We start from the raw sequence: 11793 nt of genomic DNA, 5'->3' as shown, positions 1-11793 counted from the left end.
CGCGAAATCAGGCACTTACGGCAGCAGGTGCCTCACGAACTGCACATAGACGAACACCAGCGGCGCATTGAAGATGAGCGCGTCGATGCGATCGAGCACGCCGCCGTGTCCGGGAATGAGCTTTCCGGAGTCCTTCACGCCGTAGGCGCGCTTGAGCATGGATTCGCACAGGTCGCCCACGGGGCCCAAGAGGCCCCCCAGGATGCCCAGCACCACACAGTCCCACACGGTGAAGATGGGGAAGAAGCCGAGCTTGGCGACGAACATGCCCAGCACCGAGCCGACCATGCCGCCGAAGAAGCCCTCCCACGTCTTGTTCGGGCTGACCGCCGGGTAGAGCTTGTGCTTCCCGAGGAAGCGCCCGGCGAAGTACGCCAGCGTGTCGTTGGCCCAGGTGATGGTCAGCGCGCAGATGACCCACGCGTGCCCTTCCGGCAAGAGGCGCAGCGCGGACAGCGCGGTGAGGCCGATGGAGCCGTACAGGAAGCCCGTGACGAGGTGCGCGGCCCGGGTGGGGGCCTCCGCGAGCGCGCCCCGGAACAGGTTGTAGATCCACGCGAAGAAGAAGAAGACGGACGTGAGCCAGAAGGCGGCCTCGCCCGTGCGCGCGGCGTCCCGCAGCGGGAGCAGCGGCATCACGAAGGCGAAGGCCATGCCCACCCAGGCGGCGGCGCCCAGGCGCTTCTGCGTGATGAGGTAGTACTCCCCGGCGCACACGGCCGCGGCGGCGGCCAGCAGCACGGCGCTGTAGTACCCGCCCAGGAACAGCAGCAGGAGCACCAGCGGCAGGAGGGTGATGCCGGTGACGACCCGGATGAGGAGGTTCTTGTTCTTCTCGTTCACGCCTTGGCCCGCTGGGGGGTGTCGTCCCGGTTGACCTGGGCGGACGTCAGACCGAAGCGCCTCTCGCGGCCCTGGAACTGCGACAGGCAGCGCAGGAACTCCTCGGTGCGGAAGTCAGGCCACAGGGCGTCGGTGAAGCACAGCTCGGCGTACGCCAGTTGCCAGAGCAGGAAGTTGGAGATGCGCTGCTCGCCGCTGGTGCGGACGATGAGGTCCACCGGCGGCAGCCCGGCGGTCCACAGCCGGGACTCCAGGTCGTCGGCGTCCAGGTGCGCGGGGTCCAGCTCGCCGCGCGCGGCGGCCTGGGCCAGGTCGCGAGCGGCGCGCAAGAGCTCCTCGCGGCCGCCGTAGGACAGCGCCAGCGTGAGCACCATGCCCGTGTTGTGGGCGGAGTCGGCCCGCAGGCGCTCCAGGGGCTCGCGCACGTAGCGCGGAAGCTTGTCGACTTCGCCAATGGCGTTGAGGCGGATGCCGTTGTCGAGGATCTCCGCGCGCTCGGACTCCAGGTACTCGCGCAGGAGGTCCATGAGGCCGGCGACCTCTTCGGCGGGGCGGGCCCAGTTCTGGGAGGAGAAGGCGTAGAGGGTGAGGGCCTGGACGCCGATGCGGCGGGCGGTGCGCGTCACTTCACGGACGCTGACGCTGCCCTCGCGGTGGCCCTCCAGCCGGGGCTGGCCGCGAAGCTCCGCCCAGCGGCCGTTGCCGTCCATGATGATGCCCACGTGGCGCGGGAGCGGCCGGGCCTTGACCTGGGCCTCGAGGGCGGTGGGCAACACGGTAAGAGGGCGATCCATGAAGCCGCGCACCCTAGCGGCGGCGCCGCGTCGCGTCCACGGGCGCGTGGCCGCCCGGTCCCTCTCCCTGGCCAGGCGGTCGTCCAGAGGGGGTGAACGGTTCATGAGGGGACAGGAAGCCGGTTAATGTGGGCTTCCATGAAAACTCCTCATGCCCTGCCCTCCTTCCGGCTGCTCGGTGGGCTGCTCGGGTTCTGTGTGTTCGGGGTGGGCCCGGCCTTCGGTCAGGGGACGGGAACGGCGGCGTCCCGGCCCGCGGGCAGCTACTTCGACGCGGCGATGGCGCAGGCCGCCCGGCTCTATGAGGACCTGGAGTCCGAGCAGGCGCTGGCGGCGGTGACGCGGGCGAAGCGGCTGGCGCGGACGGAGGAGGAGCGCAGTAGGGCCGCCATCTACGAAGGCGTCATCCTGGCGGACATGGGACGGCGCGACGAGGCGCTGGCTTCGTTCCGGGCGGGGCTGACGCTGACGCCGGAGGCGAAGCTGCCGGCGAAGGTGTCGCCGAAGGTGGAGAGCGACTTCGAGTCGGTGCGGAGCACGGTGCGGCAGGAGCGCGCGGCGGTGCAGAAGCCGGCGGATGCGCCCGTGCAGGCGCCGGTGGAGTCACCGCGCGTGGTGTCACCGCCGACGGTCGCAACGGCCCCTGATCCGACTCCAGGTGTGGACCTGAAGGCGGATGCCCGCGAGCGCGGGATGCGCCGTGTACCGACGGTGTCGTGGGTGCTCCTGGGCACGGGCGTGGTCGCGGGCGGTGTGGGGTCCATCATCGGGCTCCAGTCGCGCGGCAACGTGAGCTCCGCGCGTGAGGCGGACCTGTCCGCGGACGTGAGCGGGCACCTGGACGATGCGCGGGGCCAGGCCGTGGTGGCCAACGTCCTCTTCGGCACGGCGCTGGCTGCGGCGGCTGCCGCGGTCACCACGTACTTCCTGAGCGGTGACTCCACGGTGTCGTCGGAGTCACCGTGAAGACGTGGATGTGGGCGGCGCTGGCAGCCTCCATCGCCGCGAGCTGTACCGTGCCTGACACCGGGTCGGTCCTGTTGGAGCGGTACTGCGCGCAAGGCGGACCCGGGAATCAGGACCAGAGCCTCCGGCTGGAGTCCGCCGCATGCGACCGGGGCTTGACCGTGGAGCTGGCGGCGGAGGGCTTCCGACCCGGCTGTGTCCGCGTGTCGCTGCTGGATCCCACCAACGAGCCACTGGACTCACTGCTCATCGAAACCGGCCCAGGCTCGGAGCCGGACTGGCGGTTCCGGCTGGGCATCACCCTGTCCGAGGCGCAGGGCAATGACGTGAAGCTGGTCGCGAGGGCCTTCGAGCGCGGATGTGACGTGACCGTGGTGGCCGAGGACGCCCATGCGGTCACGCTGCGGAAGGGGGCACTCCAGACACAGCAGCTCCTGCTGAGCGCCAGGGATGCGGACCGGGACGGCCATGTCGCCGTGGAGAACGGCGGCACGGACTGCGACGACGCGGATGCCTCCAACCATGAGGGCTCCCGCTGGTTCGTGGACGAGGACGGAGATGGCAAGGCGGGCCATGACGTCGGGGTGCACTGCACCGCGCCCGTCCCCGGCGCGGTCACGACCTCCGAGGACTGCGACGAGAGCTCGCGCGCCGTGGCGAACGGCCTGTCCGAAGTCTGCGACCGGCTGGACAATGACTGTGACGGCCTGGCGGACAACGGTCTGGGTTGCAGTCGCCTCACATGGGACAGCGTCGGCGGTGTCGGGACCGGGGACCTGTCCGCCGTGGCGGCGTACGCGAGGGGCGGTGCCTGGTTCCTCAGCGGTTCGGCCCCGGACATGTTCTCCCTGGACGGCGGGGTCGTGGTCCCCGTGCCCGTCCAGTGCACCGGGGGTGCCATCGGATACCCAGCCGCGTGGGCCGACACCACGGGACAGCTCCTCACGGTGGACCGCGACTACGGGATGATGACGCGCCGGCCGGGCGAGCCCTGCTACCTGGCGACGAGCGAGAGCGTGAAGCATCCCGGCTTCACCGGCGTCACGGGCGTGGCGAACCCGGATGGAGGACCCGCCATCGCCTACGGCGTCACGAGCCGGGGCGGCGTCTACCGCTGGCCCTCGTTCAGCCTGGAGCCTGAGTTGATGGCGCTGATGCCCGCGAACCTGCAGGCCATCGACAGCCAGGGCACGGAGGACACGTTGGTCGCCGTGGGCGCGGAGGCACTGGATGGCGGCACGGGTTGGGTGCCGCGAGCCTTCCGCTACGACCCCGCCCAGGGCGAGTGGCGTTCCGAGAGCCTGGGCACGTCTCAGGGACAGGGCTTCCTGCGCGACGTCCACGTCCTCGATGCCCAGCGCGCCCACGCCGTGGGGGACAACGGGCTGGTCCTGGAGCGGGATTCGAACGGCTGGCATCCGCTGCCTGCCCTTCAAGCGGGAACGGGGCCGCTGGACGACCTCACCAGCGTGGTCTCCTTCTCACACAACGCCATCTACGCGGTGTCCCAGCAGGGGCGGATCCACTTCCATGGCTTGCAGCCCGACGGCGGCACTGCCTGGCGTCAGGATTCCGTCGGAACGAACGGCCGGGCGCTGCGGTCCGTGGACGGCACCTCCCCCACCGACATCTGGGCCGTGGGCGACGAGGGCGCGCTCTTCCACTTCGGCCTGTGAAGCGCCATCACTCCGCCGCGAGGTTGAGCTTGAAGACGTTGTCCTGACCCGCCTTCACTTCGAAAGAGCGGGTCACGTCCTTGCCCAGTTCCTTGTTCACGACGCGCACCTGATGGACGCCCTCCGTCGCCTCCACGGCGGCGAAGGGCGTCTGGCCCAGGGGCTTGCCGTCCAGGGACACCATGCCGAAGGGACGGACGCGGAACTCCACCTTGCCCTTGGGCAGCTCGCGACGGACCGGCGTCACAGGGCGACGAGGCGTCGGCGTGCCCTTGGTGGCCACCACGGTCTTCGGGGTGACCACGGGCGGCTCCACCACCGTGGGCGGACCCGCATCACGCGTCTCCTCGAGGGTCCCCGAGTCGAGCGACAGCTCGGCCACGACGGCCGGAGTGCCTCTGTCGACCTCGGGCACGATGGGAGGTGCCTTCGGCTCCAGCGGCTTCGCGGGCGCTTCATCCTTCCGAGCCACCGGTGCAGGCGGACTCACAGGCGCGGAGGGCTTCTCCCCTCTCCCCAGGAGCGCCAGGCCACCAACGAGCCCCAGCACGCTCACGGCCACCATCGCCCCTACCAGCGTCCGCCGGGGAGAGCGCACGGCGCCTGCGTGCACAGGCTGCTCGGAAGCAGCCACCTTCGGAGACCGAGCGCCGGACTCCCCCAGCAGGCTCCCCGCTGAAGGCGTCGCGGGATCCGTCGCCGCATCGAACCGGCTCGACGGCACGTCGTTCCCTGATGCCGTCACCGCGGGCGCTTCCATCGAAGAGCTTGAGGACACCGGCTCCCACGCCGTGCCCACCGCCCGTCCAGGCATCGGCGTCGTCGCCACTTCCGGCGCACGGGGCAACGGCGCCGTCTCCCGTCCCTTCGCGGGCGTCGCCTCCACGCCCTCCATCACCTGCGCCACCAGCCGGGCAATCTGGTACGCGCCCACCGGTTCGCCCAGGGACAGCACGAAGCGCTCCAGGTCCGCCTGGAACGCGCGGCAGTCCGGGTAGCGCTGGTCGCGGTCCTTCGCGAGCGCCTTCTCCAGAATCCGCTGCATCGCCTCCGGCAGGTCCGGCCGGCGCGTCAGCGCGGGCACGAACGGCTCGAAGAGGATGGCCTGCATCATGCTCACGTCCGTCGTCGCGTCGAACGGCCGCTTCCCCGTGAGCAGCTCGTAGAGCACGATGCCCAGCGCGTACACGTCCACGCGCCCGTCCATGCCCTTCGCCTGGAGCTGCTCCGGCGGCATGTACGCGACCTTCCCCTTCACCACGCCCGTCGCCGTGCGGTGGCTCTGCCCCGCCACCTTCGCGATGCCGAAGTCCACCACCTTCACCGCGCCCTGCGGCGAGACGAGCACGTTCTCCGGAGAGATGTCCCGGTGCACCAGCCCCAGCGGCGCGCCCGTCTCCGCGTCCGTCAGCTCGTGCGCGAACGCCAGCCCCTCCGCCGCGGCGGCCACCATCTTCGCGCACACGCCCAGGGGCAGCGGCTGCTTCAGCTCCAGGGAGCGCTTGATGAGCCGGCGCAGCGTGGGCCCGTCGATGTACTCCATCGCCAGGAAGTAGCTGCCGTCCACCTCGCCGAAGTCGAAGATCTGCACCACGTTCGGGTGGTCCAGCCGGGCGGCCAGCTGCGCCTCGCCCAGGAACATCTCCACGAAGGCTTCGTCCTCCGCCAGGTGCGGCAGGATGCGCTTGAGCACCAGGGTCTTCTCGAAGCCCCGGGGTCCCGCCGCCTTCGCGAGGAACACCTCGGCCATCCCCCCCGAGGCGAGCTTCCGCACCAGCTGGTACTTCCCCAATTGCATGGACAGGGAGCTTTCCCATGGTTCACTGGAAAAGTGAAACGGCCCGAGGGGACAGGCGTCCGCTGTCCCTCAAGCCCCGTCTGCGTGTTTGACCGTGACGTGACGTGCTCCGTAGGATCCGCCCTCCCATGCCTCCCAAGGCCATTGGTCCCTACCGCGTGCTGGAGACGCTCGGCAGTGGCGGGGCCGGGACCGTCTATCGGGCCCTGGACCGCCGCAGCAACGACGAGGTCGCGCTGAAGCTCCTGTCGACGGGCGGCCCGTCGCTGGACGACCGCGCGGCCCGGAGACTCGCGCGCGAATTCGAGACCCTGGCGGACCTGGCCCACCCCAACGTGGTGAAGGTCTTCGAGGCCGGCGTCCACGCGGGCCAGCCGTACCTGGCCATGGAGCTGATTGAAGGGCTCACGCTGCGCCACTACCTGGACGTCAGCTTCAACGACCTTCACACCCCCACGCCCGCCTCGCGCGGCCCGCTCGCCATCCGCCGCACCGCGGACGACGACTTCGGCAGCGAGGACCCGGGCGCCAGCGACGACGACGACGCCAGCGAGGACGACGGCACCTTCGACCTCAACGCCTTCGCGGAGGAAGCCCCCAGCGAGGACCTGGCCAGCTTCCACGGCGCCGAGGACGACTCGGACTCGGACGGGATGCTCGTGGTGGACCCGCGCCGCGCGGCGCCCCGTGCGGCCCCGCCCTCGCGCCCCACGGCGCCGAAGGTGGCGGACCTCAACCGTCCGGAGCGCATGGGCAAGCTGAAGGACGCCATGCTCCAGGTGTGCGAGGCGCTGGCGTACATCCACGGCCACGGGCTGGTGCACCGCGACCTCAAGCCGTCCAACATCATGGTGGACGACGACCGGCAGGTGCGGCTGATGGACTTCGGCCTGGCCAAGTTCCTCGCCGACGACGCCGGCATCACCGCGGACGGCAAGCTCGTGGGCACCTACCGGTACATGGCCCCGGAGCAGATTCTGGGCGAGCCGCTGGATGGGCGCTCGGACCTGTACAGCCTGGGCGTCATCCTGTACGAGCTGATGAGCGGGCGTCCGCCGTTCGACGCGAAAACGCCGCACGAGCTGTGGCGCCAGGTGCTGGAGACGGAACCTCCGCCGCTGCTCGCGCTCAACCTGCATGGCGACCCGCAGCTGGCGCGGGTGGCTCATCGCCTCATCCGCAAGGAGCCGGACGACCGGTTCCAGACGGCCGAGGAAGTGTACGAGGCCCTCTCCGAGTGAGCACGACGACGACGCACACCCTCACCGTGGACGCCGCCAAGGCGGGCCAGCGGGTGGACCTGTTCGTGGGCGAGGCCCTGGGCCTGTCCCGCGCGCGCATGAAGCGCCTGTTTGAAGAAGGCCAGGTGCGCGTGGACGGCCGCCCCGCGAAGAAGGGGCTCACCGTCACCGAAGGCCAGAAGGTCGCCGTGACCGTGGAGGAGGCCCCGCGCGAGGCCGTGCCCGACACGGACTTCCCGCTCGTCGTCCTGCACGAGGACCCTTCCCTGCTCTTCGTGGACAAGCCCGCGGGCCGGCCGTCCCACCCGCTGCACCCGGGTGAGACGGGCACCGTGGCCAACGCCCTGGTGGCGCGCTACCCGGAGGTCGCCCAGGCGTCCCAGGACCCGCGCGAGGGCGGCCTGTGCCACCGGCTGGACGTGGAGACCTCCGGCGTCCTCGCGGCGGCGCGCACGCGCGAGGCGTGGACCGCCGTGCGCGAGTCCTTCAGCCAGCGCGCGGTGGACAAGCGCTACGTCGCCCTGGTGACGGGGCCGCTGGCGGACGAGGGCGAGGTGGAGGTGCCCTTGCGCCACCACCCGCGCCACCCGGACCGCGTGGAGCCCGCGCCCTACGGCGCCGAGGACGCGCGCGAGGCGTTGTCCCACTTCCAGGTGCTGGCCCGCGCCGGGGACTACAGCCTCGTGGAGGTACGCATCCTCACCGGCGTGCTGCACCAGGTGAGAGCGCACCTGGCGGGCGTGGGCGCGCCGCTCGTGGGGGACGCGCTCTACGGGGGCCGCGAGGCGCCGGAGCTGGGGCGGTTCTTCCTGCACGCCCGCTCGCTCACCGTGCCGCACCCGGTGACGAAGGCGCCCGTGAAGGTGGAGAGCCCGCTGCCGCCGGACCTGGTGGCGGAGCTTGGGCGGCACGGGCTGTCGTGGCCGGTGGCGCGCTAGTCGCCCATCACCTTGACGATGACGCGCTTGCGGCGCTGGCCGTCGAACTCCGCGTAGAAGCACTGCTGCCAGGGGCCCAGGTCGAGCTTGCCGGCGGTGACGGGAATCAGCACCTGATGGTGGACGAGCATGGATTTGAGATGCGCGTCGCCGTTGTCCTCGCCGGTGCGGTGGTGGCGGTAGTCGGGGCCGGAGGGCGCCAGGTGCTGGAGCCAGTCCCAGATGTCCTCGTGGAGGCCGGGCTCGTCGTCGTTGACGAAGACGCCCGCGGTGATGTGCATGGCGGACACCAGCACCATGCCCTCCTGGATGCCGCTCTTCTTCACCAGGGCCGCCACGGTGTCCGTGAGGCGCACCAGCTCCCGGCGGGCCTTCGTCTCGAACCAGAGGTATTCGGTGAGGGTCTTCATGGCGCTCACTGTCAGAGGGGGCCACTAGAGTGACTCACGCCATGCGAGCCATCCTCCACGTGGACATGGACGCCTTCTATGCGTCCGTCGAGCAGCGCGACAACCCGTCCCTCCGGGGCAAGCCGGTCATCGTTGGCGGGCATGCACAGCGCGGCGTGGTGGTGGCCGCGTCCTATGAAGTGCGCCCCTTCGGCGTGAAGAGCGCGATGCCCATGGCGCGCGCGGTGAAGCAGGCGCCGCACGCCATCGTGGTGAAGCCGCGCTTCTCCGCCTACGCGGAGGCCAGCGAGCAGGTGTTCGCCATCTTCGAGCGGTACACGCCGCTGATTGAACCCCTGTCGCTGGACGAGGCGTTCCTGGACGTCACCGCGTCGGTGGGGCTGTTCGGCGCGGCGGCGGACATCGCGAAGCGGATCCGCAAGGAGATTGCCCACGAGCTGAACCTGCCGGCGTCCGCGGGCATCGCCACGGCGAAGTTCGTGGCGAAGATTGCCTCGGACCTGGCGAAGCCCAACGGCCAGCGCGAGGTGCGGCCGGAGGAGACGGTGGCCTTCCTCGCGGGGCTGCCGGTGTCTCGGCTGTGGGGCGTGGGGCCCAAGACGGAAGAGGCGATGAAGCGCGCGGGGCTCGTCACGATTGGGGACGTGGCGGCGCGGGACGTCTCGTGGCTGGAGGAGCGCTTCGGCGCGTCCAGCGCCCGGCACCTGTGGGAGCTGTCGCACGGCATCGACGCGCGGGACGTGGTGCCGGACCGGGCGGCCAAGAGCGTGGGCGCGGAGGACACGTTCGAGGAGGACCTGACGGGAGTGGAGGTGCTCAAGCCGCACGTGCACGCGCAGGCCCTGCGGGTGGCCCGGCGGCTGCGGCGCGCGTCGCTGAAGGGCCGCGTGGTGCAGCTCAAGCTGAAGTTCGCGGACTTCACGCTCATCACCCGGCGCACCACGCTGCGCGAGGCGACGGACGACGGGCAGGTCATCTACCGCGCGGCGCTGGAGCTGCTGGAGAAGGCCCACGAGGGCAAGGCCCTGCGGCTCACGGGCGTGAGCGTGCAGTTGGACGAGGACGAGGCGCAGCTCGGGTTGTTCCCGGCGGCGGCGCCTAAGTCGTCGAAGCTGAACGAGGCCATGGACCGCATCGCGGCGCGCTTCGGCAGCAAGGCCATCACCATGGCGGACATCGCGGGGGCGGAGGCGTCCGACAACGACGACCCGCGCTCCGAGAAGCCCCCCGACAAGCCGAAGCGGTAGCGCGGACACGACAAGGGCCGGAGCACGTGAGCGCTCCAGCCCTTTCGCTTCAACAGTTCCGGAGGGGAACTACCCCTCGCCGGCGTCGGAACCGGAGGAGGCGCCTGAACCGCCGCCCTCTCCGCTTCCGTTGCCGGAACGGCGGCGACGGCGACGGCGGCGCTTGCGGCGGGGGCCTTCCGCGTCCCCGTTGCCGTTCGCTCCGGCGCGCGGCGGCGGCACCTCACCGGCCTGCCACGCCTCCAGCGCCTCGCGGCCCTCGCCCGTGGCCTCCACCGTCATCGCGAAGACGGCCAGGGCCTCGTTGAAGAGCGGGTGGCGGCGGAAGGCGCCCGTCTTGCGGCGGCGCTCCCCGGTCAGCGTGCGCTGCATCAGGAGCAGCATGCGGCAGCGCTCGGCGATGCGGCGCGGCAGGCGCGCGGACTCCACGAAGCCCGCCAGCAGGTCCTCGATGACGCGCGACACCGACGCGCGGCCCTCGTCCTGCGAGTCGTCCGGCGGCGGCTGCGCGCGGCTGATGGGCACCAGCAGGGTCGCCAGCAGGATGGCGTCGTCCAGCACCTCGCCCGCGGACACGCGCTTATCCAGCGCCTGCGCGAAGGCGTAGAAGGTCTTCTCGCCTTCCTTGCCGTGCTCGCGCAGGTACGCGTCCACCGGCGGCAGCAGGATCTTCAGCGCGTCCAGCGCCGCCAGCAGCTTCAGCGCCGGAGCGGACACGCCGCCGCGGATGAGCCGGAACGTCTCCTCCAGCAGGCGCGCGGGCGCGCAGCGCGGCAGGTCCTCCACCGCGCCTTCCATCGCCGCGTACGTGCGCGACTCGATGTCCAGGTCCAGCTTCGCCGCGAAGCGCACCGCGCGCAGGATGCGCACCGGGTCCTCGCGCATGCGGATTTCCGGGTCGCCAATCGTCCGGATGAAGCGCTCATCCAGGTCGCGCCGGCCGCGCACGTAGTCGATGACCCGGCCTTCCGCCGCGTCGTAGAACAGGCCGTTGATGGTGAAGTCGCGGCGGCGCGCGTCCTGCTGCGCGGTGCCGAACACGTTGTCGTGGGTGATGAGGAGATCCTCGCCGCCCTGCCCGTCTTCCGCACCCGGCGCCCCCGCCGCTCCGGCCGCCGGCTCCAGCTCCGTCGGGTTCGCGCGGAAGGTGGACACCTCCACGATCTTCCCGCCCTTGAAGTAGACGTGCGCCAGCCGGAAGCGCCTTCCGATGAGCCGGCAGTTGCGGAAGATGGCGCGCACCTCGCCCGGGTGGGCGCTGGTCGCCACGTCGAAGTCCTTGGGCTTCTTGCCCAGGAGCAGGTCGCGCACGCAGCCGCCCACCAGGTACGCCTGGTGCCCGTGCTGGTGCAGCCGCAGCACCACCTTGAGCGCGTCCGGATCCATCTCGTCCGGGTCGATTTCCGCGGGCTCGCCCGTGCGCGTGGTGGTGGGCGCCTGCAGCTCCGGCTCGTTCGCGGCGGGCTCGGGCTCCGGCTCCAGGATGACGGCCTCGGGCTCCTCGGCCTCGTCACCCGCCTCGGCGGCGGCCTGCGCGTCCTCCGCCTCCGCGGCCTTCAGGGCCTCGGTGGCGGCCCGGATTTCGTCGCTGACCTCGGGGCCGGCGTCCTCGGAGTCGTCGTCGTCATCGAACCCGTCGTCCTCGCCCGCGTCCGCGGAATAGGAGGGTTCGGAAGAGGCCTCGGGGGCCCGGGAAGGGGTTTCGTGCTCGCTGGGGCGCTCGGCGGAGTCCGCGGGCGCCTGGGCCTCGGTGCGCTCGGTGCGCTCCTCGGGGCCGGTCAGGTCCAGGGGGGAAGACATGGGAAGAACCTCGTGCGCGGACCCGGATGCCTCGGCCGCTGCCGCCTCGAAGGAGGCCTCTCCGCGCGCGTCGTCTCCGG

General features: G+C 71.2%; 10 protein-coding genes. 5 read left to right on the top strand and 5 right to left on the bottom strand.

Features of this window, described 5'->3' with window-relative positions:
• Positions 1-15: 15 nt before the first annotated feature.
• Both JYK02_RS28580 and uppS read right to left on the bottom strand, forming a co-directional pair.
• Positions 16-843: a phosphatidate cytidylyltransferase gene (locus JYK02_RS28580; RefSeq protein WP_207055769.1), complete on the bottom strand. Its 828-nt coding sequence runs from the start codon at positions 841-843 to the stop codon at positions 16-18.
• Positions 840-1637, bottom strand: coding sequence for a polyprenyl diphosphate synthase (uppS, locus tag JYK02_RS28575; protein WP_207055768.1), 798 nt, complete (start codon positions 1635-1637; stop codon positions 840-842). Before uppS ends, JYK02_RS28580 begins: the two co-directional genes overlap by 4 nt.
• A gap of 138 nt (positions 1638-1775) precedes the next feature.
• Here uppS and JYK02_RS28570 point away from each other — a divergent pair, with 138 nt between their 5' ends.
• On the top strand, positions 1776-2603 hold the full coding sequence (locus tag JYK02_RS28570) for a tetratricopeptide repeat protein (protein WP_207055767.1): 828 nt from the start codon (positions 1776-1778) through the stop codon (positions 2601-2603).
• Positions 2600-4279 (top strand): MopE-related protein, encoded by a 1680-nt coding sequence (locus JYK02_RS28565; protein ID WP_207055765.1) that lies wholly within the window; start codon positions 2600-2602, stop codon positions 4277-4279. The genes JYK02_RS28570 and JYK02_RS28565 overlap by 4 nt, the downstream gene beginning before the upstream one ends.
• 7 nt (positions 4280-4286) lie before the next feature.
• Here the strand turns inward: JYK02_RS28565 and JYK02_RS28560 are convergent, their stop codons facing one another.
• Positions 4287-6077: a serine/threonine protein kinase gene (locus JYK02_RS28560; protein ID WP_207055763.1), complete on the bottom strand. Its 1791-nt coding sequence runs from the start codon at positions 6075-6077 to the stop codon at positions 4287-4289.
• A gap of 128 nt (positions 6078-6205) precedes the next feature.
• On the opposite strand from JYK02_RS28560, the gene JYK02_RS28555 reads away from it, so the two are divergent.
• Both JYK02_RS28555 and JYK02_RS28550 read left to right on the top strand, forming a co-directional pair.
• Complete coding sequence (locus JYK02_RS28555) at positions 6206-7318, top strand: serine/threonine-protein kinase (RefSeq protein WP_207055762.1); 1113 nt, start codon at positions 6206-6208, stop codon at positions 7316-7318.
• Positions 7315-8256, top strand: coding sequence for an RluA family pseudouridine synthase (locus JYK02_RS28550; RefSeq protein WP_207055761.1), 942 nt, complete (start codon positions 7315-7317; stop codon positions 8254-8256). Before JYK02_RS28555 ends, JYK02_RS28550 begins: the two co-directional genes overlap by 4 nt.
• Here the strand turns inward: JYK02_RS28550 and JYK02_RS28545 are convergent.
• Complete coding sequence (locus tag JYK02_RS28545) at positions 8253-8666, bottom strand: secondary thiamine-phosphate synthase enzyme YjbQ (protein WP_171413557.1); 414 nt, start codon at positions 8664-8666, stop codon at positions 8253-8255. The two genes, JYK02_RS28550 and JYK02_RS28545, sit on opposite strands and share 4 nt — an antisense overlap.
• Before the next feature lie 41 nt (positions 8667-8707).
• On the opposite strand from JYK02_RS28545, the gene JYK02_RS28540 reads away from it, so the two are divergent.
• Positions 8708-9913: a DNA polymerase IV gene (locus JYK02_RS28540; protein WP_207055760.1), complete on the top strand. Its 1206-nt coding sequence runs from the start codon at positions 8708-8710 to the stop codon at positions 9911-9913.
• Between the two features lie 69 nt (positions 9914-9982).
• Here JYK02_RS28540 and pcnB read toward each other — a convergent pair whose 3' ends face one another.
• Positions 9983-11713 carry a polynucleotide adenylyltransferase PcnB gene (gene pcnB / locus JYK02_RS28535; RefSeq protein ID WP_207055759.1) on the bottom strand — a complete coding sequence of 577 codons (1731 nt, stop codon included), beginning with the start codon at positions 11711-11713 and terminating at the stop codon, positions 9983-9985.
• Between the last annotated feature and the right edge of the window lie 80 nt (positions 11714-11793).

It is taken from the genome of Corallococcus macrosporus (genome assembly GCF_017302985.1).
Classification (GTDB): domain Bacteria; phylum Myxococcota; class Myxococcia; order Myxococcales; family Myxococcaceae; genus Corallococcus; species Corallococcus macrosporus_A.
This window is presented reverse-complemented; position numbering and strand designations above follow the sequence as displayed.